The sequence below is a fragment of the Streptomyces sp. NPDC045470 genome (genome assembly GCF_040646595.1).
Taxonomy (GTDB): domain Bacteria; phylum Actinomycetota; class Actinomycetes; order Streptomycetales; family Streptomycetaceae; genus Streptomyces.
The window spans coordinates 29534-50644 of record NZ_JBEZAN010000014.1; the positions used below are offsets into that span (position 1 = coordinate 29534).

Genomic DNA, 21111 nt, shown 5'->3' on the forward strand with positions numbered 1-21111 from the left:
GCCCGAGGGGTCCAGGAGATCCTAGAGATCCGAGATATCCCAGAGGCCCAGGAGACAGAAGAAACCCAAGACATCCGAGGGGCCCGGGGGGCCCAAGACATCCATGAGCTTCGGCAGACGCCTCCGTCACGACAGGCCAAGCCCCGTTCCGCCGTCGTCAGGGACGCGCTCGGCGTCGGCGTCGCCGTCGGGCTGTCCGGCTTCGCCTTCGGGGTGACCGCGGTGGGCTCGGGACTGTCGGTGGCGCAGACCTGCGCGCTGAGCCTGCTGGTGTTCACCGGCGCCTCGCAGTTCGCGCTGGTCGGCGCGCTGGCCGCGGGCGGCAATCCGTTCACCGCCGCGGCCGGGGCGTTCTTCCTGGGCACCCGCAACGCGTTCTACGGGCTGCGACTGTCCGGCCTCCTCGGACTCCGGGCCGCGGCCAAGCCGTTCGCCGCCCACTGGGTCATCGACGAGACCTCGGCCGTCGCCCTGACCCAGCCCGACCGGCGCAGCGCGCGCCTCGGGTTCGCGGTCACCGGGCTGAGCCTGTACCTCCTGTGGAACCTCACCACGTTCGCCGGGGCCAGGGGCGCCGGTGCCCTGGGCGACCGGGCGGCCTGGGGCCTGGACGCTGCCGGTCCCGCGGTCTTCGTGGCGCTGCTGGCTCCTCTGCTCACCTCGGCGGTGGAACGCGCCGCCGCGGGGCTCGCGGTCGTGCTGCTCCTGGTGTCGCTGCCGCTGCTGCCGGCGGGCGTGCCGGTCCTGGTCGCGGCGCTCGCCGCACCGGCCGTCCTTTACCTGGAGGGGCGCCGGGCCCGTATGCGTACCTCCGACGGGCACGAAACCGTCGTGGATACGCCCGTACGGGGGAACGGCGCGGGAGAGGTGGACGCACGATGAGTGTCTGGATCGCGATCGGCGTCACCGCCGTGGGCTGCTACCTGGTGAAGTACCTCGGCCTCCTGGTACCGGCGGGTGCTCTGGAGCGGCCGCTCGTCAAGCGCCTCGCAGCCCTGTTGCCGGTGGCGCTGCTCGCCGCGCTCACCGCCCAGGAGACCTTCAGTGACGGGCAGCAGCTGCTGTTCGACGCCAAGGTGGCGGGCGTCGGTGCCGCGGTGGTGGCGCTGCTGTTCCGCGCGCCGTTCCTGCTGGTCGTGGCGGTCGCGGTGGTGGTGACGGCGGGGGTGCGGGCGCTGGGCGGGTGAGACCAGGTGGGTACGGGTGGTGCGAGGCGGGTGGCGCGCGGCGCTCACCCCCGTACGACCGTCGCCTCCGCCACCCCCAGCCGCCGTGCATCCCGTTCGGGGCGCAGGAAGAGCGTCACGGTCACTCCGGCCAGCACCGTCAGGCCCGCCATCGTGCCGAACGCGCCGAGGTACCCGTCCGCGACGGTCTCCCCGGCGTCCACCAGCCGGCCCGTCACCGCGGGCGCCAGGATGCCCGCCAGGGCGAAGACGCAGGTCAACGCGCCGAGCGTAACGCCGCGCCGGTCCGCGGGGGAGATCCGGGAGACCGAGGTCTGCGCCACCGTCATGATGATGTCCGAGACGGCCATCGGGCCGAGCAGCAGCACGGCCTTCAGCCACAGTGCGTCCGTCGCGGCGAAGGCCAGGGTCGCCGCGCCGGAGAGGAGCAGCACCAGCCCGTTCTTCACACCGGAGGGCAGGGGGATGCGGGGGCGCAGACCGGCTGCCGCGCGCCGGCCCGCGCGCTGTACGAGCAGGCCGTGGACCAGCATCGCGGTGCCCTTGGCCAGTGCGGCCAGCATGATCAGCAGGCTCGCCTGGCGCAGCTCCAGCCCGCCGACCTCCTGAAAGTAGTCCGCGGCCCAGGTGAGCGTGGCCGACACCGTCCAGAAGGCGGCGAACGCGCCGAAGGCCGCGGACAGCCAGGTCCTGGAGAGCAGCAGCTTCCGGTACGGGACGGAGGTGCCGGCTACGGAGGTGCCACCGGAGGACTGCTGACCTACCGGGTCGCTACCGACAACCTGCCGTTCCCTCGGGACGCTACCGGCGGGCCGCTGTCCTACCGGGACGCTGTCGGCGGGCCGCCGCCCCACCGGGGGCGCCAGTGGTCCTTCCTCGCCGTACCGGAGCCACACCGCCGCCCACACCAGGCCGACGAGGCCCACCACGCCGAACGCCCAGCGCCAGCCCCACGCGGCGGTGACCGCGCCGAGTACGGGCGCCGCGACGGCGACACCCACCGCCGCGCCGCCCAGGAAGATCGCGGTCGGCAGCGTACGGTCGCGCTCCTCGAACCAGCCGTGCAGGTGGTGCACCGCCACCGGGGTCGCCGGGCCCTCCGCCGCGCCCAGCAGCACCCGGGTGGCGACCAGGACGCCGAACCCGGCCACGCCGAACAGCATCGGCAACTGGGCCGCGGACCAGAGCAGCGCCATGCCGAGCAGCAGGACCGGGGTACCTGCCGTACGGGTGAGGAAGGAGCCGCCGAGCGCCGCCAGGCTGAAGAGCGCGAAGAACGCGGCGGACGCGGTGCCGAACTGTTCGCGGGTCAGGTGCAGTTCGGCCATCACCGGGTTGGCGACCAGGCCCATCACCGTCTTGTCGGCGAAGTTGACGAGCATGAAGGCGACCAGCAGCCAGGTGGTGCGCCAGGCCCGCCGACGCTCGGAAGCGGTCATTCCGGATTGCTTGCCGGGGTGTGCCCCGGGCCCGGCGTCCCGGGTCACCGAACGGCCCCCCTGCCCCGCTCTGCGCCACCGGCGTGGGCTTGAGACGAGCCGGCTTCCGGTCGTACCGGCCCAGCCCCGGCGTACGCGCCCGTGCAGTGGGGCGGCAGGGAGTCCCCGCCCGCCCTGATGCGGTTCGCGTACGCGAGGTGCCCGGGGGCCGACCCGGAGACGCCCTTGAGAGCGGGGCCGGGGGCTCCGGCCCCCGCCCCGGTGCTCTTCCTGTGCGGACCGTGCTGCGTTCTGCCATCCGTCATGCCGAGCGGCTCCTCATGCGCGTCGGGCACCTGTGCCGGCCAGGTGCCGCTGTTGGTCCTCCGGTCGGTCGGTCCTCCGGTCGGTCAGCCCCCGTCCGTACGAGTCCGGTGTCCGCGAGCGCCTTCGAAGGCTTGCCCGGTCACGCCGAGATCCTGGACACGGTGGACAACCGGCTCACCCGGATCAGTGAGCTGACCGGCATCGACCTGACGTCGCCGCACGGCACCGCCTCGCCCTGGCGGCCCTGCTGCTGAGCCAGGAGGACGCGGACGGGCCCGGCCCGCCGCCGACCGCTACCGGGCGGTCAGGCGCCCGTACGCGCGCAACGTCAGCAGCGCCTTGACCGTCACCATCGGGCGGCCCTCCAGCGCTGTCCCGGGGGCCCACACGCGCCAGTTCACGGGCCAGCCGCCGTCCTCCCGCTGGAGGGCGGCGAGGTGGTCCAGCGCCCGGTCCGTCTCCGTGTCGGTGAACCAGCGGCGGGCGAGCGAGCCGGGGTTCGCCGCGTAGTCGTACGCGAAATGATGCTCACCTGGCGCGTAGCCGTCGGGCACGGGGGCGTCCGCCGTCCGGTCCGGGTCCAGCAGGACCAGCCGCTGCTCGCGCACCATGATGCCCAGGCGCTGCGCGGCCGCCTCGGCGCGCGGCCGGTCGGGTGCGCCCTCCAGGAAGGCGAGCGCCGCCTGGACCTCGTACGGATGGGTGTTCTCCAAGGACTCCACCGCCTGCCAGCAGAAGTCCGTGGCCCGGAAGAGCCAGGCGTGCCACACCTCGTTGCGGTGCAGCAGGCCCACGACGGGCCCGGTGGTCAGGAGGGCGCTCGGCGGGTCGTCGGGCACCGGAAGCCACGGCGCGGCCGGATAGCCGCGCAACTCGGGACGCACGGCGGGCAGCGCGCCCTCCGGAGTGGACACCCTGGTCAGATAGCGGCAGATCCGCTCGGCCCGCTGCCCGCCGCAGCGCCCGATCAGGTCGAGGACGTACAGGGCGTGCGCGGTGTGCAGCGGCTGGCTGACCGGGCCGCGCAGGTCGGGCTCCAGGGCGTGTCCGTAACCGCCGTCGGGATTCGCGTACGCGGCGAGCGCGGCGTCGACACCGTCCGCGCTCCCTCCCAGGAAGTGGTACGCGAAACGGCGCTGTTCGAGCACCCGGGCAGTGAGCCAGATGAAGCGCTCGGCACGTGCCAGTGAGGTCGGCTGTGGTGCTCCGTTTTCCGCCATGGACCGACGGTAGGGCCGTGCGCTCCGCCCGGCATCGGCGTGGACGCGGCTGCACTCTCAGGGGCGGGGTACCGGACGTGCGCGGTTGACGGCCGGCCGGCGGCGGACGGCTGCCGTGTGGCGGACGGCTGCCTGACAGCGGATGGCCACTCGGTGGCGGAGGGCCCGGGCTTTACTCTGCGTACATGAACGTCCTTCGTGCCGGTTCGGGAGGCCGCGTCGCCAGGGTGGCGCGGCCCTGCCGCAGGGGAGGGCACTCCTTCGAGAGGCCCCTGGCGGTCGTGCGGGAGTGCGGGATATGAGATACGTGCAGGTCAAGGCGAGTGTGGAGTGGGTTTCATGCGGTTGACGGTCTTCTGGGAGCGGATGGCGGATCACTTCGGCGAGGCGTACGCGGACTCGTTCGCGCGCGATCATGTGATGTCCGGGCTCGGCGGGCGGACCGTGCATCAGGCGCTGGCGGACGGGTGGGAGGCCAAGGACGTGTGGCGGGTGGTCTGCGCGACGATGGACGTGCCGTACGACAAGCGCTGACGGGAGTCACGGCTCCGGGGTGACGGTTCCAGGGGCGTCGGCTTCGGGGGCGACGGTCCCGGGGGCGACGGTCCCGGGGGAGACGGTTCCTGGGGAGACGCTTCCTGGGCGGTGGGGCCGCACGGAGGTTTCGGGCGGCGGCGGGCGGCCGTGCCGAGCGGGGTAGGGCGGGAGTTGTCAGACGTGTGAGCGACACTGGGCCCGTGCCAGCGACCGAGAATCCCACCACCCACGACGACCCGCGCCCCAGGGGTGCCGCCCAGCGGATGCCACGGTGGCTGCCCCGCGCCATGGTGCTGGCGCTCGCCCTCGTGGCCTGCTTCCAGCTTGCCAGCTGGGCGTTCCACCAGCTCATCTCGCTGCTGCTCAACGTGCTGATCGCCTTCTTCCTCGCGCTGGCCGTCGAGCCGGCCGTGGACTGGATGGCGGCGCGCGGGATGCGCCGAGGGGGCGCCACCGGGCTGGTCTTCCTCGGCATACTCGTCGGGACCGCGGGCTTCTTCGCGCTGCTCGGTTCGATGCTCGCGGGCCAGATCGCCACCATGGTCCAGGAGTTCCCGCAGTACCTGGACTCGGTGATCAGCTGGATCAACACCACCTTCCACACCCACCTCTCGCGGGTCGAGGTGCAGAACAATCTGCTGAAGTCCGACTGGCTGCAGAAGTACGTCCAGGACAGCGCCAACAATGTGCTCGCCGTCTCCGCGACCGTCCTGGGCAGCCTGTTCAACCTCCTGACCGTGGCGCTGTTCTCCTTCTACTTCGCCGCCGACGGCCCCCGGCTGCGCCGCGCCCTGTGCTCGGTCCTGCCGCCGTCCCGGCAGGCCGAGGTGCTGCGCGCCTGGGAGATCGCGGTCGCCAAGACCGGCGGGTACCTCTACTCCCGCGGTCTGATGGCACTGATCTCCGGCATCGCGCACTACGTCCTGCTGGAGATCCTGGGCGTGCCGTACGCACCCGCGCTCGGCATGTGGGTCGGGCTCGTCTCCCAGTTCATCCCGACCATCGGTACGTACCTCGCCGGCGCGCTGCCGATCCTGATCGCCTTCACCGTCAATCCCTGGTACGCGCTGTGGGTCTTCGGGTTCGTCGTGGTCTACCAGCAGTTCGAGAACTACCTGCTCCAGCCGCGCATCACGGCCAAGACCGTGGACATCCACCCGGCCGTCGCCTTCGGGTCGGTGATCGCCGGTACGGCGCTGATGGGCGCGGTCGGGGCGCTGATCGCCATCCCGGCGACCGCGACACTGCAGGCGTTCCTGGGGGCGTACGTGAAGCGGTACGAGATCACGGACGACGCCCGGGTACGGGGCGGCGGCCGGCGCCGGCGCGCGACCTCGGCCCTGCGGCGGCTGCGCCGGTCCCTGCACGACGAGCCGCCGGCCGCACCGCTGGAGGACCGCGGAACCGGTGGGGACGGGAACGGGTCCGGGGCCGGGGACGAGGGTGATCGCGGCGGGCGCGGCGGGAACGGGCCCGGCGCGGGGGGCAAGGAGGGCTGAGAGGCCGGGTGGCCGGTCCGGGGCGACCGGACCGGACCCCGCGTGGTGCGCTTGACACTGAAATCGAACATCTATTCTTATGAGACGTCCGACCCGTGTTTCCGCCCGGAGTTCCCGGGAGTTATCCACAGGCCGGAGCCGGGTCCGGGCGCATTGTCAGTGGCAGGCGTTAGCGTCATGGACGTGAAGCGATCGACTCAAGCAAACCGGGTGGAAGCCATGGCAGGCACTGACCGCGAGAAGGCGCTGGACGCCGCGCTCGCACAGATTGAACGGCAATTCGGCAAGGGCGCCGTGATGCGGATGGGCGAACGCCCGAACGAGCCCATCGAGGTCATCCCCACCGGGTCGACCGCACTCGATGTCGCGCTCGGCGTCGGCGGCATCCCGCGCGGCCGTGTGGTGGAGGTCTACGGCCCGGAGTCCTCCGGCAAGACGACCCTGACCCTGCACGCGGTGGCGAACGCGCAGAAGGCCGGCGGCTCCGTCGCCTTCATCGACGCCGAGCACGCGCTCGACCCCGAGTACGCCAAGAAGCTGGGCGTGGACACGGACGCGCTGATCCTGTCCCAGCCGGACAACGGCGAGCAGGCCCTGGAGATCACGGACATGCTGGTCCGCTCCGGCGCGCTCGACCTCATCGTGATCGACTCGGTCGCCGCACTGGTGCCCCGGGCCGAGATCGAGGGTGAGATGGGCGACTCCCACGTGGGTCTCCAGGCCCGGCTGATGAGCCAGGCGCTGCGGAAGATCACCAGCGCGCTCAACCAGTCCAAGACCACCGCGATCTTCATCAACCAGCTCCGCGAGAAGATCGGCGTGATGTTCGGCTCGCCGGAGACCACGACCGGTGGCCGCGCCCTGAAGTTCTACGCCTCGGTGCGGATCGACATCCGCCGTATCGAGACCCTCAAGGACGGCACCGAGGCGGTCGGCAACCGCACCCGCTGCAAGGTCGTCAAGAACAAGGTCGCCCCGCCCTTCAAGCAGGCGGAGTTCGACATCCTGTACGGCCAGGGCATCAGCCGCGAGGGCGGCCTGATCGACATGGGTGTGGAGCACGGCTTCATCCGCAAGTCCGGCGCCTGGTACACCTACGAGGGCGACCAGCTCGGCCAGGGCAAGGAGAACGCCCGCAACTTCCTCAAGGACAACCCCGACCTCGCCAACGAGGTGGAGAAGAAGATCAAGGAGAAGCTGGGCATCGGCGTCAAGCCGGCGGACCTGGCGGAGCCCGGCGCGGACGCGGCCGGTGCGGCGGCCGACGCGGAGGCCCCGGCCAAGTCCGTACCGGCACCGGCCGCCAAGGGCGCCAAGGGCACCAAGGCCGCCGCGGCCAAGAGCTAGTCCGTCGTGACGCGGCGAACGGAATGGCCCGACGACCACGGCTACGGCCTCGGCGCGGGAGTCGGTCACGACGGGGGACGTGACGACGACGGCCGGGGCGGGAGCGGCAGCGCCGCGGGCGGCGCCGAGAACCGTAGGAAACGCAAGGACGGCGGTGGTTCCTCCTCGTCGAGGGCCGAGGCGGGACCGCCGCGTACGCCCGAGGAGCAGGCGCGGGCCATCTGTCTGCGCCTGCTCACCGGGTCCGCGCGGACGCGCAAGCAGCTCGGGGACGCCCTGCGCGAGCGGGGCATCCCCGAGGACGCCGCACAGGAGGTGCTGTCCCGCTTCGAGGAGGTGGGGCTGATCGACGACGCGAAGTTCGCCGACGCCTGGGTGGAGTCCCGGCACCACGGCCGGGGGCTGGCCCGCCGGGCGCTCGCCCGCGAGCTGCGCACCAAGGGCGTCGACCCCTCGACGGTCGACGAAGCCCTCGGACAGCTGGACTCCGAGCAGGAGGAACGCACGGCCCGCGAACTGGTCGACCGCAAGCTGCGGACGACCCGGGGCCTGGACCGGGAGAAGCGGATACGGCGCCTCGCGGGAATGCTGGCCCGCAAGGGCTACCCGGAGGGCCTGGCCCTGCGGGTGGTCCGGCAAGCACTGGAGGAGGAGGGGGAAGATCCGGAGCTGATGGAGTACCACTTGCCGGACGCGTGATCCGGTGGGCGTGAGCCGGTAGGGGCGTGGCCTGGTGGGGCGTGCCTGGCGGTGGTGTGAGCCGGTGGAGACGTGATCCGGCGGGGACCCGAGCCGGTGGTGGTGACCTGGCGGAGGCGCGGCCCGGTGGGGACGCGGCTCGGCGAGGAGGTGGCCCAGGGCCCGGTGGGGCATGAGATCGAGCAGGCGTGGCTCGGCGGAGCTGTGACTCCGGGGAGCGGTGGCCCGGCGGAGCAGTGCCCCGGCGAGGAGCGAGGCCGTAGCTGTGCGGCCGGGGGAGTGGGACGGCAGGCGTGGCGGGCGAGACGGCCGTCGGCTGCTGTTGGTCGGCCGTCAGCCGGGAGGCGCGGACGCTCGCGCGTCGGGTGGACGTGCCACGGGTGCACGCGCCGCTACGTTCTGCGGACCCGTGACCGTGCAGTGGTCTCGGCCGCGACTGGCTCAGTGCAGCGCCCCACGGCTGGTGCGCCCTGTGACGTGCGATCGAGCTCCGCGACGGCTGGTGCGGCCTGTGGCGTGCGGCCAGGCTCTGCGACGTGCGCGACGGCTGCATGGCCTGTGGCGTGCGGCCAGGCCCCGTGGCGTCCGATATGGCCTGTGGCGCGCGGCCAGGCCCCGTGGCGGTTCGGTACGGCCTGTGACGTGCGGTCGCGCCCCGCGAGGGCTGGTGCGGCCAGGCTCTGTGGCGTTCGGTATGGCCTGTGGCGTGCGGTCGAGCCGTGCGACGGCTGGTGCGGCCTGTGGCGTGCGGCCAGGTCCTGTGGCGTTCGGTGCGGCCTGTGGCGTGCGGTCGAACCTTGTGACGGCTGGAACAGGCCTGCGGTGTGCCGTCCGGCCCGTACGGACAGTTCGGCTGGTGACGGGGCCGGTGCCCACAGCCGTGTTCGCCTCTTCGGCGGTCGGAGCTGCGCCAGTCGGCTTTCCGGTTTCTGGGGAACCCCCCTCCGGGGAGGGGGCTGGCCGCAATGTGCTGGGCATGCCGTGGGCGGCAGAGTGCGGTGCATGATCTTCACTCGGAAACACCGTGGATGGTCCGCCGCGCCCGGCGTCCTCGTCCTGGGATGCGCCGCGGCCTTACTGGCCACGGGGGCAGTGGCGACGACCACTGCGTCAGCGTTGCCCAAGAGCCCTGGTACGGGGACGGACACGACGACCGCCACCGCCACCGCGACCGGAACCTCAGCCGCACCCACAGCCGCAACCAGAACCTCACCCACTGCCGGACCCGACGCCGTCGAGCGGCGCCCGGTGCCTGGTTCGGTTGTTTCCGTCACTCTCGTCGCCGACCTGAAGGCGAAGGAGGTCGCGGACCGCCTGGAGGCAGCCGGTATCGACGCGGCCCAGGTGCACTACGGCGTACGCGCCCACCGCCTCGTCTACCGCACCCGCGGCGTCCGGGGCGAGCCCACCACGGCCAGCCAGCTGGTCGCCGTGCCCAAGAACGGCAAGCGTGCCCTCCGGACCGTGTCCTGGCTGCACGGGACAACCGTGTACCGAGGGGACGCGGCCTCGGTGAACGAGCGGTCCACCGACCGCGCGGCGGCCCTGCTCTTCGCTTCGACCGGCCGGGCCGTCTCCGCGCCGGACTACCTGGGGCTGGGCGAGGGCCCCGGCATCCACCCGTACGGCCATCCGCAGGCGACCGTCACCGCCTCGGTCGACGCGCTGCGCGCGGCACGGGCGTTCGTCCGGCGGGAGCAGCGCACCCTCGACAGGAATGTGCTGGTCAGCGGCTTCTCCCAGGGGGGTCCCGCCACCATGATGGTCGGCCGGGCCCTCCAGCGGGGCGCCGACCCGTACTTCCGGCCGGGGGCGCTCGCCCCCATCGCCGGGCCCTTCGACCTGAGCGGGTTCGAGGCCGCCGCGGCCGACGACGAGATCATCCGGTCGTCGCTCTACCTGGCCTACTTCGTGACCGCGTGGGACCGGATGTACGGCTTGTACGACACACCGGGGCAGGCGTTCCGTGCGCCGTACGACAAGACGGTGGAGTCCCTGTTCGACGGCGACCACAAGTCGGCGGAGATCGCGGCGGCGCTGCCGGCGACCTCGAAGGAACTGTTCACGCCGGAATTCCTCGACACGATCCGCAGCCCGCGGGGGAAGCTGCGGCGGCAACTGGAGGCGCTGGACACCACCTGTGACTGGCGCCCGGAGGTTCCGGTGCACCTGTACCACGCCAAGGGCGACAAGGACGTGGCGTTCGAGAACGCACGCCACTGCGAACGGCAGCTGACCGCCAACGGGGCCGCCCACCGGCTCACGGACGTCGGGGACGTGGACCACAACGGGACGGTGCGCAAGGCCCTGCCGCTCGTGGTCAGGCAGTTCGACGCCGCTCCCTGAGACGCCGCACCCCGGGACGCCGCCCTCTGCGCCGACGGCGGGTCCGCTCCGGGCGGACCCGCCGTCACCTCATCCGGGGACGTGGGCGCGGACCGGCAGTCCCGCCGCCCGCCATGCCTGGAAGCCGCCCACCAGGTCGGTTGCCCGGTACAGGCCCAGCTGCCGCAGGGAGACGGCCGCGAGGCTCGACGCGTAGCCCTCGTTGCAGACGACGACCACCGCCAGGTCGTGGCCGGTGGCTTCCGGGGCGCGGTGGGCCCCGGTGGGGTCAAGGCGCCACTCCAGTTCGTTGCGTTCGACGATCAGCGCACCCGGGATGGTGCCGTCACGTTCACGCAGCGCCGCGTAGCGGATGTCGACCAGCAGCCCGCCGTCCCGCTGGAGCGCCGCGGCCTGCCCGGGGGACACCCGGTCCAGCCCGGCACGCGCCGCCTCCAGGAGCGCGTCGACCGCGCTCACCGCCAGTCCTCGGGCAACTCGACCTCTTCGAGGCGCAGGACGGGACCGGTGCGGCTGTAGCGGCGCATCAGCGGCAGCGGCGGGTAGTAGGCGTGCACCGAGACGGCGTGCGCGTCGTCGGAGAGGTTGAGCACCTGGTGGACGTGGTGCGGGCCGAAGGCGCGGCCGCGGCCGCCGGCCAGCTTCCGTTGCCGGTCCACGCCGTCCGCCAGTTCCAGTGTCTTCCAGCCCTCGGTGGGCAGTTGGGCGGCGAGCGACTGCTCGGTCAGCTCGCCCGCGGCGGCGGCGAACGCGCCGTGCGAACCGCCGTGGTCGTGCCAGCCGGTGCCCGTACCGGGCGGCCAGCCGATCAGCCACGCCTCGCTGCCGCCGGGACCGTCCAGACGGATCCAGGTCCGGCCTTCGGGGTCGAGGGGCAGCGAGGCGATGAGCGAGGCGTCGGCGGCGGTACGGCGGGCGAAGTCGAGGAGTTCGGCGGCGGTGGGGCCGCCGGTGGCGTCCGGACGCGGGCGCGCCGGGGTACGTACGTCGGGCACAGGAACCGTCCTGAGTGATCGCGAAGAGGCGCGCGACCGGCGGCGAACGCGGCGGCGCGCGGGAAAGGGATGCGGATCAGCAGGACGGACGACACACGCAGCCCGCGTAGCGGACCAGGTCCAGATGGACCCTCCGCCAGAAGCGCGAACCGTTCTCCGTCACGTTCCGGAGTCAAGCACGGGGCTTCCCGCAGGGTCAACCGCCGACCGGCGCCGAGAGGTGCGTAAAGGGGCGCACGCCGACCGGCGCATCGAGGCTCGCCGGAGCGCTCACCGGCCGGCCCCGCCCCCCGACCGGACCTCCGCTTCCGTAACGTCCCGGGCCGCGTCCCGATCCGTGCCCCGAGCCATGTCCCGCCCCGCGTCCCTGTCGGCCTGCGGGGACGGCGTTCCCCCGGCAGGCTCACGCCCGCCCTCCGGCCGTGCCGGATGCGCGAACGGCCCCTCCGAACCCGCCCCGGCCCCGGTTCCGATCCCGGCCCCGGCCTCGGTCCCGTTCCTGGCCCCGAGCCCACCCCCGGCCCCGGCCCCACTCCCGTTCTCAGCCCTGACCCGCGCCTCCCCTTCGAACACCGCAGCGCCCTCGGCGCGCCCCGCAAGCCCTGCGCCCTCCGCGCGCCCCGCAGCTCCCGAACCGTCCCCCGTCCCGTCCCGCGGGCCGTCCTCCGGGCCGCCCCCCGAGCCCCCGCCCCGTACCGCCTCCGCGCACGCGTACAGTTCCGCCGGCCGGACACCGCCCATGGCCGCGACCAGGTGCCCGTCCGGTCGTACGACCAGGACGGTGTGGGCGACCGCGCCCGGGTAGGACTCGGCGACCAGTACCTCGGCGGGCATCGGCAGGGCGTCCACCGTCTTCGAGAGGCGCGGCATCAGGCCGGCCGACTTCCAGTGCCGCCGGTCCCACACGCCCGTACCGGGCGCCACCAGCACCACCAGCAGTCCCCGTCCCAGCCGGGCCCGGAGCGGTACCTCGGAGCCGTCCGAGGCCGTCACGGGGACGTCCGCGACCGGCGCGCCGACCTGCGTGCCCACCGTCATCGCGCACGACGGGTCGGTGGCCGGGGCGAGCGGTGAGCGGGCGTACGCGGGGGGCGCGCCGAGCGGTCCGCGCCCCAAGTGCCCGTCGGTGAGCATCGCCGTGTGCCCGCGGGCCGCCCCCGGCAGGACGGCCCGCCACCGGCCGCCCCGCTCGCCGTCGCGCAGCAGCGGCAGGGCCCGGTCGGCGGCGCGCAGCCGAGCCGTGACGGCGCCCCTGCGCTCGGCCTGATAACTGTCCAGCAGGGCTTCCGAAGCGCCCTGGTGCCAGGCCAGGGCCAGCTTCCACGCGAGGTTCTCGGCGTCCCGCAGGCCCTCGTCCAGGCCCTGGGTGCCGAGCGCGCCGAGCAGGTGGGCGGCGTCGCCGGCGAGGAAGGCGCGGCCGCGCCGCCAGCGCCGGGCCAGCCGGTGGTGGACCGTGTGCACGCCGGTGTCGAGGAGTTCGTACGGCGGTACGGCGGGAACGTGCGGGCCACCCCGGCCCCCGCCCCTCCCGCCGGAACCAGGCACCGGCCCGGCGCCCGCGCCGGGCCCGCCCCAGGCCCCGGCGCCCGCCTCCGACCCGGCCCGGTTCCCGGAGCCGGGCCCGATTCCGGCGCCGGCCCCCGAGACGATTCCCGCCCCCGGGCCAATCCCCGCCCCCGACCCGGCCCCTGCCTCCGCCTCGGCGGTCCACACCGCCAGCGAGTCGCGGATCCGGGCCACCAGCGCGTCCGGGGTGACCAGATCGCGGCCGGGCGGCAGCAGCCAGTCCAGCCGCCACACCCCGCCGGGCAGCGGCCGGGCGGTGACCTCGCCCCCGGACCCGCCGCCGCCCTGCCGCGCGGGCGAGCGGTGCAGCAACGCCTCGCCCGGCCAGGGGAGTTCCGTACGCAGCGCCGCCACGGCGTGCCGCTCGACCGCCGTACGCCCCGGGAAGCGGATCTCCAGCAGTTTGCGGACCGTCGAGCGCGGGCCGTCGCAGCCGACCAGGTAACTGGCGCGCCACCACGCGCCGTTGGCGCCACGGGTGTGCGCGCTGACCCCGTACTCGTCCTGCCGCAGGTCGTCGAGCCGGCTGCCGGCGACGATCCGGGCGCCGGGCTGCGCCGCGAGCGCGGTGCGCAGGGCCCGGGCCAGCGCGTGCTGCGGCACGTGCACGGGAGACACAGGGGAAGCGGGAGAAGCGGGGAAAACGGGAGAAACAGGAGAAGCGGGTGAGCCGGAAAACGGCGACTCCGGGCCGAACTCCACCCGCTCCAGCAGCCGCCTCCGCCGCACCGAGCGCCAGGCCGTCCAGCGGGTGCCCGCGGACTCCAGGGCCGGACCGCAGCCCAGCCGCTCCAGGAACGCGGCGGTGTCCGGCCGCAGGACCACGGTGCGGGCGGGCCGCGGATCGATCGCACCGGGGGCTTCGTCCAGCACCACGCACGGGACGTCGAGGCGGGCGAGGGCGAGGGCAAGCGCGAGGCCGACGGGCCCGGCCCCGACGACGATCACCGGGTCCACGGCGTGGCTCCCCCGGTCCGCGGGTTCTTACGGGACGTACAGGAACTGGCAGTTGGAGCCCGGTGCGCGATCACACAGCGTATGCAACCCATTGCGGGCGCCCGCGTCAAGTGACGGGGGCAGCGGCGCACGCGGCACTGCCCCCGTTCACGGTGTCACACCGTCAGGGCGTGATGCCGCCCCCGCCGCCCATGTCCGGGGGCCGCCGGGTGCCGACCGGGCCGCCGACCGTGCCGTCGGCGCCTTCCAGCGCGTCCGACGCGGTGACCGGCTCGGCCGCCCCGGCCATCACGATGCCGGTCTTGGCCCGCCGGCCACGCCGCTCGATCCAGTTGGCCAGCGCGGACAGCGCCAGACACATCGCCACGTAGATCGCACCGGCCACGATGATCATCGGCACGTACGGGTTCTCGTCGTTGACGACGATGGTGCTGGCCATCTGCTGGATCGTGTAGAGCAGCTCCTCGAAGGTGATCACGTAACCGAGCGAGGTGTCCTTGAGGGTCACCACCAACTGGCTGATGATCGTCGGGAGCATCGCCCGGACGGCCTGCGGCATCAGCACCGTCGTCATGACCTGCGTCTTGCTCATGCCGAGCGCGTACGCCGCCTCGCGCTGGCCCCGGGGCACCGCGTTGATGCCGGCCCGCAGCACCTCCGCCTGCACCGAGCCGTTGTAGACGGTCAGACCCACCACCAGGGCCCAGAACTGCGGCGAGTCGCCGGTCAGGCCCAGCTCCTCCTTGTAGGAGAGCAGGATCACCCACAGGGCGTAGATCGTGATCAGCAGCGGGACGGCCCGGAAGAGCTCGATGAACCCGGTGGCCAGCCAGCGCACCGGCTTGTGGTCGGAGAGCCGGGCGACGGCGAGCAGCACGCCGAGCGCGAGGGAGAGCACCGCGGCGACCGCGAAGACCTGGAGGGTCGTCAGGACGCCGTTGCGGATGTTGGTCCGCACGCCGGCGTTGTTGAAGATGTTCCACATCTCCGGCTCGAACTGGCCCTTCGCGGCCAGTCGCAGCACGGCGAAGGCGAGCAGGCCGAGCACGGCGAGCGCGCCGGCGACGGTGTAGACGCGGTTGCGGACCTCGGCCTTGGGCCCCGGGGCGTCGTAGAGGACGCTGGTCATCGGGCCACCTCCAGGCGGCGTTCGAGCAGCCGGAAGATGCCGCTGATGGCGAACGTGATGATCAAGTAGGCGAGGGCGATCCAGAGGAAGATCCAGCCGATCGGCCGGCCCTGGTCGTTCAGGAGCTTGGAGACGTTGAACAGCTCCGCGTTGCTGAAGGCGCCCGCGATGGCCGAGTTCTTGGTGAGCGCGATCAGGATGCTGCTCAGCGGCGGGATCACGGTGCGGGTGGCCTGCGGCAGGACGATGATGCGCAGTGTCTGGACGAAGGTCATCCCGATGCTGCGGGCGGCCTCCGCCTGGCCCAGCGGCACGGTGTTGATGCCCGAGCGGACGGCCTCGCAGATGAACGAGGACGTGTAGAAGCCCAGGGCCAGCGTCGCGAGCACGAACGGGCTGATGCCCGGGAAGAAGATCTGCGGGACGACGAAGAAGGCGACCAGGAACAGCAGGGTGAGCGGGGTGTTGCGCAGCAGCGTCACCCAGGCCGTCCCGAAGGCGCGCAGCGGGGGCACCGGCGAGACCCGGAAACCGGCGACGAGGAGGCCCAGCAGGAGGGCGAGCGCCCCGCTGGCCGCGGTGAGCGACACGGTTCCGAGGAACCCGGTGCGGAACTCGGGAAGATAGTCGAGGAGTACGTTCATGGGTTCTCCGCGGTAGCGGTCAGGTCAGCGGCGGACGGGTGGACGGCCCGGTGCGGGGTGCGCGGGGCGTGCGCGGCGCGCGGGGTACGGGAGCGCGGCCCGGCGTGCGGGCGCTTGCGTGCGCGGCGTACCGGTGTACGGCCGGGAGCGCGGGCGCGGTCCGCGACGGTGTGCGCACGGGCGCCCCGGCGCGTGGATCCTCAGGCACCCGCGCCCCGTACACCCGCCGGAGCGGCGTACGGGGCGTGCGGCGGTGGACGGCGGGTGCGCGACCCGGGTCAGCCGCGCGGCAGCGGCGTCTCCGGCGCGACGAAGCTGGTCCCGGACTTGCCGAGGGTGCCTTCGTACGCCTTCTTGTAGTCGCCGTTCTTGATGTGCTTCTCCAGCGCGTCGGTGATCGCGTCCCGCAGCGCCTTGTCGCCCTTCGTCAGGCCGACGCCGTACGGCTCCTTGGTGAACGGCTTGCCGACGACCCGCAGCTTCTTGGGCCGCTCGGCCGCGTACCCCTTGAGGATCGCGTCGTCCGTGGTGACCGCGTCCACCTGGCCGTCGAGGAGCTGCTTGACGCACAGCGAGTACTTGGCCAGCTCGGTGGTGGTGGCCCCGTACTTCGGCTTCTTGATCTCCTGGAGCGGGGTGGAGCCGACGATCGAGCAGACCTTCTTGCCCTTGACGGTGTCCGGGCCGGTGATGGACTTGTCGTCCCTGCGCACCAGGAGGTCCGCGCCCGCGGTGTAGTACGGGCCCGCGAAGTCGATCTGCTTCTTGCGCTCCTCGTTGATCGTGTACGTGCCGACGTAGTAGTCGACCTGACCCTTGGAGATCGCGGTCTCGCGGACGTTGGAGTCGACCGTCTTGAACTCGATCTGCTTCTCGGAGAAGCCCAGTTCGGCGGCGATCATCTTGGCGATCTCGATGTCGAAGCCGCTCCGCTTGCCGGTGGTGTCCTGGAAGCCGAGGTAGGGCTGGTCGGCCTTGGCGCCGATGGTGATCTTCCCGGCCTGCTTGGCCTTCTTCCAGGCCGGCGAGTTCACGTTCGCCTTGGCGTTGACCGCGTACGTACCGCTGAAGACTTCTCCGCCGGACGCCTTGTCGCCGGCCGTGCCCGACTCGCCGCCGCACGCGGTCGCGGTCGCCGTCAGCGCGAGCACCACCGCACCCGCCGCGGCCGTCTTACGAATCCTCATGGTGAACATCCTTTGGTTCAGCGGAAGGTGGCAATCATGACGACCGGCCGCAGGGTCAGTGGTGGAGGATCTTCGAGAGGAAGTCCTTGGCCCGGTCGCTGCGCGGGTTGTTGAAGAACTGGTTCGGCTCGGCCTCTTCGACGATGCGGCCGTCCGCCATGAAGACGACGCGGTGGGCCGCCGAGCGGGCGAAGCCCATCTCGTGCGTGACCACGACCATCGTCATGCCGTCCCGGGCGAGCTGCTGCATGACCTCCAGCACCTCGTTGATCATCTCCGGGTCGAGTGCGGAGGTCGGCTCGTCGAAAAGCATGACCTTGGGGTCCATCGCCAGGGCCCGGGCGATGGCCACCCGCTGCTGCTGTCCGCCGGACAGCTGGGCGGGGTACTTCTCCGCCTGCGTGCCGACCCCCACCCGGTCCAGCAGGGCCCGGGCCTTCTCCTCGGCCGCCTTCTTGTCCGTGCGGCGGACCTTGGTCTGGCCCAGCATCACGTTCTCCAGCACCGTCTTGTGCGCGAAGAGGTTGAAGGACTGGAAGACCATGCCCACGTCGGCACGGAGCCGGGCCAGCTCGCGCCCCTCCTGCGGCAGCGGCTTGCCGTCGATCGTGATGGCGCCGGAGTCCACGGTCTCCAGCCGGTTGATCGTGCGGCACAACGTCGACTTGCCGGACCCGGAGGGCCCGATCACCACGACCACCTCACCGCGCCGGATGGTCAGGTCGATGTCCTGGAGTACGTGCAGCGCGCCGAAGTGCTTGTTCACGTTGTCCAGCACGACCAGCGGGTCGCCCGCCGGCGCGGGCCCCTTGTCGCTCTTGGTCACCGATACTTCGCTCATCGGCGTACAGCTCCGTCCTCCTCGGTTGGGGAGGACCCTAGTAACGCCCTGCGACCAGCGTCATTACATCTGAGCGGGATTTGAGCATAACGATACGGCCGCGAAGGGACACACGGCGTGAACGGGGCGCGCGGACCGGGCGCCCCGGTGTACCGGCTGCATAACGGAACCGCCCCTCCGGGAATACCCCCTTGACGTGCGTGCCGTCCATCGCCGTAGATGCCTTTTGGCCGCTCCGTGGACGGCCCGCGATCCGTACGCGCCCGCGTACGGGTGTACACCCATGCACCCGCGCGTCCAGGTATGCGCGGCCGGGCACACACTGTGAGGAGGGGGCCGGTGCGGCTGCTGCTCGTGGAGGACGACGACCATGTCGCGGCCGCCCTGTCCGCCGTGCTGTCCCGGCACGGCTTCGACGTCACCCACGCCCGCAACGGTGAGGAGGCGCTGCAAGCCCTGCTGCCCGGCGACCGGGAGCCCTTCGGTGTGGTCCTGCTCGACCTCGGCCTGCCCGACCAGGACGGCTTCGAGGTCTGCGGGCGGATCCGGCGGATGTGCGGCAGCCCGGTGATCATGGTGACCGCGCGGGCGGACGTACGGTCCCGGATCCACGGCCTGAACCTCGGCGCCGACGACTACGTGGTCAAGCCCTACGACACCGGCGAACTGCTCGCCCGCATCCACGCCGTCAGCCGCCGCCGCGCCGCCACGCCCGCCGCCGCGGGGGAGCCGCCCGCACAGGAGGGCGCCCCGCCCGGTGACCTGCGGCTCGGCGCCGTCACCATCGAACTGTCCACCCGGCAGGTGACCGTGGCCGGCACCGCCGTCCCCCTGACCCGCAAGGAGTTCGACCTGCTCGCCCTGCTCGCGCAGCGGCCGGGCGTCGTCTTCCGCCGCGAGCAGATCATCAGCGAGGTGTGGCGCACCAGCTGGGAGGGGACCGGCCGGACCCTGGAAGTGCACATCGCGTCGCTGCGCGCCAAGCTGCGGATGCCCGCGCTGATCGAGACGGTGCGTGGCGTCGGCTACCGCCTCGTGACACCGCCCGCCGCCGTGTCACCGGCCGGCCCGGCCTCCTGACGGCCGGCGGCCCGTACCGTGCGCACCCGACTCCTCCCGCTCCTGATCGTCCTGATGGCCGGGGTGCTGCTCGCGCTCGGCTTCCCGCTCGCCGGCATCACCGCCGGCGTCGAACAACAGCGGGTGGTCGTCGACCGGATCGACGACGCGGCGCGGTTCGCCTCCCTCGCCCAGTACGTCACCGCCCGCCCGGGCGCCGGCAAGACCCCCGACGAGGACGAACGGCAGGCCACGCTGAGTGCCGAACTCAAGCGCTACCACCAGCTCTACGGCATCCGCGCCGGCGTGTTCTTCCGCGACGGGACGCCCATGGCGGCGGCCCCCGCCGACTGGCGCGTACCGGAGGAGGGCGAAGGCGCACGGGCCTTCAGCGAGGCCCTGGCGGGCCGCCGCAGCCACGACCCGCACCAGATCTGGCCCTGGGACGACGGCGGCCGGATCCCCGTCGCCTCGCCCGTCGTCCGGGACGGTGACGTGGTGGCCGTCGTCGTCACCGACTCGCCCACCGGGCGGATGCGCTCCCGCACCCTGCACGGCTGGCTGCTGATCGGGGCGGGGGAGTGCGCGGCCATGCTCGTCGCGGTGGGCGCCGCCTTCCGGCTCACCGGCTGGGTGCTGCGCCCGGTGCGCGTCCTGGACGCCGCGAGTCACGACATCGCCACCGGCCGGATGAAGTCCCGGGTCGCGGCCGCTTCCGGCCCCCCGGAACTCCGCCGCCTGGCCCGTTCGTTCAACGAGATGGCCGACAACGTCGAGGAGGTGCTGGAACAGCAGCGAGCCTTCGTCGCCGACGCCTCCCACCAACTGCGCAACCCGCTCTCCGCACTGCTGCTGCGCATCGAACTCCTCGCCCTGGAACTCCCCGACGGCAACGAGGAGATCGCCTCCGTCCGTACGGAGGGCAAGCGCCTGGCCCGGGTCCTGGACGATCTCCTGGGCCTGGCGCTGGCCGAGCACGCCGCCGCCGACCTCCAGCTCACCGACATCGCCGCGCTCACCGCCGAGCGGGTCGGCTCCTGGCGCCCGCTGGCCGACGACAAAGGGGTGCTGCTGTCCTACGAGGGCCAGCGGGCCGTGACGGGCTGGGCGGATCCGGTCGCCCTGTCCAGCGCCCTGGACGCCCTCGTCGACAACGCCCTGAAGTTCACGCCCGCCGGGGAACGGGTCACTGTCGGGGTGGCGCCGGACGGCGAGTGCGTACGGATCACCGTCTGCGATCACGGCCCCGGCCTCACCGAGGACGAGCTGGCCCGGATCGGTGACCGTTTCTGGCGCAGCGGCCGCCACCAGAACGTCTCCGGCTCCGGGCTGGGCTTGTCGATCACCCGCGCGCTGCTCGCCGCCGGCGGCGCCACGCTCTCCTTCGCGCCGCACCGGCCGCACGGGCTGCGGGTGACCGTGGTGGTGCCGCGCAGCGCGCCGTGACCGCCGGTCCCGACCAGTCCCGGTCCCGACCGGTCCCGGTCCCGACCAGTCCCGGCCCGGTCCGGGCCCGTTCCAGGTCCGGCCCCGGACAGCCCGCTTCAGGACCGTGAAAGTGTTGTGTTACCGTTGACGGTGTTGCAGTTGTGGTACCCATGAACTTTGTGCGCGCCCGGTGGCTGGAAGCCCCGGGCGTTCCTTGTTTTTCCGGACCTTTCTCCGGTGTGGGGCGATCATCTCGGCGACAGGGAGGCCGCGCAGTGCGGTCTTCGGTTTGCCCCTAGAAGGAGAAAAACATGGCCACCGGCACCGTGAAGTGGTTCAACGCGGAAAAGGGCTTCGGCTTCATCGAGCAGGACGGCGGCGGCCCCGACGTCTTCGCCCACTACTCGAACATCCAGGCGCAGGGCTTCCGTGAGCTCCTGGAGGGCCAGAAGGTCAGCTTCGACGTGACCCAGGGCCCGAAGGGCCCGCAGGCGGAGAACATCATCCCCGCCTGACGGACCGCACGTCAGCGGACGGGGCCCGCACCGGCCGGTGCGGGCCCCGTCCGTATCCGTACGGCCCACCGCCGTACCCCCGTCCCCGCGCGGCTCGCCGTCCGCGCCGAACGTCGTCGCGCGAGCACACCGCAGCCGCACGACACCCGTATGCGTACACCCCGTACCCATGCGGCCCGAGACCGCACGGCACCGTGCCGTACGCGCTCG

21 protein-coding genes are annotated in these 21111 nt (G+C 72.7%); 11 read left to right on the forward strand and 10 right to left on the reverse strand.

Annotated features, from left to right (window positions below):
- The first annotated feature begins 99 nt into the window (after positions 1-99).
- Positions 100-882, forward strand: coding sequence for an AzlC family ABC transporter permease (locus tag AB0A97_RS30035; RefSeq protein WP_361155881.1), 783 nt, complete (start codon positions 100-102; stop codon positions 880-882).
- Positions 879-1187 (forward strand): AzlD domain-containing protein, encoded by a 309-nt coding sequence (locus tag AB0A97_RS30040; RefSeq protein ID WP_361155671.1) that lies wholly within the window; start codon positions 879-881, stop codon positions 1185-1187. The genes AB0A97_RS30035 and AB0A97_RS30040 overlap by 4 nt, the downstream gene beginning before the upstream one ends.
- 44 nt (positions 1188-1231) lie before the next feature.
- On the opposite strand, the gene AB0A97_RS30045 is transcribed toward AB0A97_RS30040, so the two are convergent.
- Complete coding sequence (locus AB0A97_RS30045; protein WP_361155673.1) at positions 1232-2626, reverse strand: MFS transporter; 1395 nt, start codon at positions 2624-2626, stop codon at positions 1232-1234.
- A gap of 437 nt (positions 2627-3063) precedes the next feature.
- Here AB0A97_RS30045 and AB0A97_RS30050 point away from each other — a divergent pair, with 437 nt between their 5' ends.
- Positions 3064-3186 carry a hypothetical protein gene (locus AB0A97_RS30050; protein WP_361155675.1) on the forward strand — a complete coding sequence of 41 codons (123 nt, stop codon included), beginning with the start codon at positions 3064-3066 and terminating at the stop codon, positions 3184-3186.
- A 39-nt stretch (positions 3187-3225) separates the two neighbouring features.
- Here AB0A97_RS30050 and AB0A97_RS30055 read toward each other — a convergent pair whose 3' ends face one another.
- Positions 3226-4152, reverse strand: a complete 927-nt coding sequence (locus AB0A97_RS30055) for a hypothetical protein (protein WP_361155676.1) — start codon at positions 4150-4152, stop codon at positions 3226-3228.
- Positions 4153-4491: 339 nt separating this feature from the next.
- Here AB0A97_RS30055 and AB0A97_RS30060 point away from each other — a divergent pair, with 339 nt between their 5' ends.
- The 5 genes from AB0A97_RS30060 (at position 4492) to AB0A97_RS30080 (ending at position 10580) form a co-directional block, all read left to right on the forward strand.
- The gene (locus AB0A97_RS30060) at positions 4492-4686 is read left to right on the forward strand and encodes a DUF3046 domain-containing protein (RefSeq protein ID WP_361155678.1); all 195 of its coding nucleotides are present in this window, start codon (positions 4492-4494) and stop codon (positions 4684-4686) included.
- Between the two features lie 203 nt (positions 4687-4889).
- Positions 4890-6188, forward strand: coding sequence for an AI-2E family transporter (locus AB0A97_RS30065; protein WP_361155679.1), 1299 nt, complete (start codon positions 4890-4892; stop codon positions 6186-6188).
- Positions 6189-6407: 219 nt separating this feature from the next.
- Complete coding sequence (gene recA / locus AB0A97_RS30070; RefSeq protein WP_125053912.1) at positions 6408-7535, forward strand: recombinase RecA; 1128 nt, start codon at positions 6408-6410, stop codon at positions 7533-7535.
- Between the two features lie 6 nt (positions 7536-7541).
- Positions 7542-8234, forward strand: a complete 693-nt coding sequence (gene recX, locus AB0A97_RS30075; protein ID WP_361155681.1) for a recombination regulator RecX — start codon at positions 7542-7544, stop codon at positions 8232-8234.
- A 1248-nt stretch (positions 8235-9482) separates the two neighbouring features.
- Entirely contained in the window at positions 9483-10580 is a 1098-nt protein-coding gene (locus AB0A97_RS30080; RefSeq protein ID WP_361155682.1) for a hypothetical protein, read from the forward strand.
- 69 nt (positions 10581-10649) lie between these two features.
- Here the strand turns inward: AB0A97_RS30080 and AB0A97_RS30085 are convergent, their stop codons facing one another.
- From AB0A97_RS30085 to AB0A97_RS30120, 8 genes are all read right to left on the reverse strand, one after another.
- Positions 10650-11039 carry a rhodanese-like domain-containing protein gene (locus AB0A97_RS30085; RefSeq protein WP_361155683.1) on the reverse strand — a complete coding sequence of 130 codons (390 nt, stop codon included), beginning with the start codon at positions 11037-11039 and terminating at the stop codon, positions 10650-10652.
- The gene (locus tag AB0A97_RS30090; protein WP_361155684.1) at positions 11036-11575 is read right to left on the reverse strand and encodes a cysteine dioxygenase; all 540 of its coding nucleotides are present in this window, start codon (positions 11573-11575) and stop codon (positions 11036-11038) included. The genes AB0A97_RS30085 and AB0A97_RS30090 overlap by 4 nt, the downstream gene beginning before the upstream one ends.
- A gap of 76 nt (positions 11576-11651) precedes the next feature.
- Positions 11652-11738: a putative leader peptide gene (locus AB0A97_RS30095; RefSeq protein ID WP_324607239.1), complete on the reverse strand. Its 87-nt coding sequence runs from the start codon at positions 11736-11738 to the stop codon at positions 11652-11654.
- A 107-nt stretch (positions 11739-11845) separates the two neighbouring features.
- A complete protein-coding gene (locus tag AB0A97_RS30100; RefSeq protein WP_361155686.1) occupies positions 11846-14098 on the reverse strand; it encodes an FAD-dependent monooxygenase in 2253 nt (750 codons plus the stop codon).
- Between the two features lie 163 nt (positions 14099-14261).
- On the reverse strand, positions 14262-15227 hold the full coding sequence (locus AB0A97_RS30105; RefSeq protein ID WP_361155688.1) for an amino acid ABC transporter permease: 966 nt from the start codon (positions 15225-15227) through the stop codon (positions 14262-14264).
- Positions 15224-15871 carry an amino acid ABC transporter permease gene (locus tag AB0A97_RS30110; RefSeq protein WP_361155690.1) on the reverse strand — a complete coding sequence of 216 codons (648 nt, stop codon included), beginning with the start codon at positions 15869-15871 and terminating at the stop codon, positions 15224-15226. Before AB0A97_RS30110 ends, AB0A97_RS30105 begins: the two co-directional genes overlap by 4 nt.
- Positions 15872-16149: 278 nt before the next feature.
- On the reverse strand, positions 16150-17058 hold the full coding sequence (locus tag AB0A97_RS30115) for a glutamate ABC transporter substrate-binding protein (RefSeq protein WP_361155691.1): 909 nt from the start codon (positions 17056-17058) through the stop codon (positions 16150-16152).
- Between the two features lie 55 nt (positions 17059-17113).
- The gene (locus tag AB0A97_RS30120; protein ID WP_361155692.1) at positions 17114-17899 is read right to left on the reverse strand and encodes an amino acid ABC transporter ATP-binding protein; all 786 of its coding nucleotides are present in this window, start codon (positions 17897-17899) and stop codon (positions 17114-17116) included.
- A 339-nt stretch (positions 17900-18238) separates the two neighbouring features.
- On the opposite strand from AB0A97_RS30120, the gene AB0A97_RS30125 reads away from it, so the two are divergent.
- The 3 genes from AB0A97_RS30125 to AB0A97_RS30135 all read left to right on the forward strand — a co-directional run bounded on the left by AB0A97_RS30125 (position 18239) and on the right by AB0A97_RS30135 (position 20901).
- The gene (locus tag AB0A97_RS30125; protein ID WP_361155694.1) at positions 18239-18979 is read left to right on the forward strand and encodes a response regulator transcription factor; all 741 of its coding nucleotides are present in this window, start codon (positions 18239-18241) and stop codon (positions 18977-18979) included.
- An 18-nt stretch (positions 18980-18997) separates the two neighbouring features.
- Positions 18998-20404 carry a HAMP domain-containing sensor histidine kinase gene (locus AB0A97_RS30130; RefSeq protein ID WP_361155696.1) on the forward strand — a complete coding sequence of 469 codons (1407 nt, stop codon included), beginning with the start codon at positions 18998-19000 and terminating at the stop codon, positions 20402-20404.
- 293 nt (positions 20405-20697) lie between these two features.
- Positions 20698-20901, forward strand: coding sequence for a cold-shock protein (locus AB0A97_RS30135; RefSeq protein ID WP_031008163.1), 204 nt, complete (start codon positions 20698-20700; stop codon positions 20899-20901).
- The last annotated feature ends 210 nt before the right edge of the window (positions 20902-21111 follow it).

What these genes read in the sequence shown, in the direction of transcription:
- AB0A97_RS30040 (WP_361155671.1), top strand. Translation starts at nt 879, where the DNA reads ATGAGTGTCTGGATCGCGATCGGCGTCACCGCCGTGGGCTGCTACCTG.
- AB0A97_RS30045 (WP_361155673.1), bottom strand. Translation starts at nt 2,626, where the DNA reads ATGACCGCTTCCGAGCGTCGGCGGGCCTGGCGCACCACCTGGCTGCTG.
- AB0A97_RS30055 (WP_361155676.1), bottom strand. Translation starts at nt 4,152, where the DNA reads ATGGCGGAAAACGGAGCACCACAGCCGACCTCACTGGCACGTGCCGAG.
- AB0A97_RS30060 (WP_361155678.1), top strand. Translation starts at nt 4,492, where the DNA reads ATGCGGTTGACGGTCTTCTGGGAGCGGATGGCGGATCACTTCGGCGAG.
- recA (WP_125053912.1), top strand. Translation starts at nt 6,408, where the DNA reads ATGGCAGGCACTGACCGCGAGAAGGCGCTGGACGCCGCGCTCGCACAG.
- AB0A97_RS30105 (WP_361155688.1), bottom strand. Translation starts at nt 15,227, where the DNA reads ATGACCAGCGTCCTCTACGACGCCCCGGGGCCCAAGGCCGAGGTCCGC.
- AB0A97_RS30110 (WP_361155690.1), bottom strand. Translation starts at nt 15,871, where the DNA reads ATGAACGTACTCCTCGACTATCTTCCCGAGTTCCGCACCGGGTTCCTC.
- AB0A97_RS30115 (WP_361155691.1), bottom strand. Translation starts at nt 17,058, where the DNA reads ATGAGGATTCGTAAGACGGCCGCGGCGGGTGCGGTGGTGCTCGCGCTG.
- AB0A97_RS30120 (WP_361155692.1), bottom strand. Translation starts at nt 17,899, where the DNA reads ATGAGCGAAGTATCGGTGACCAAGAGCGACAAGGGGCCCGCGCCGGCG.
- AB0A97_RS30135 (WP_031008163.1), top strand. Translation starts at nt 20,698, where the DNA reads ATGGCCACCGGCACCGTGAAGTGGTTCAACGCGGAAAAGGGCTTCGGC.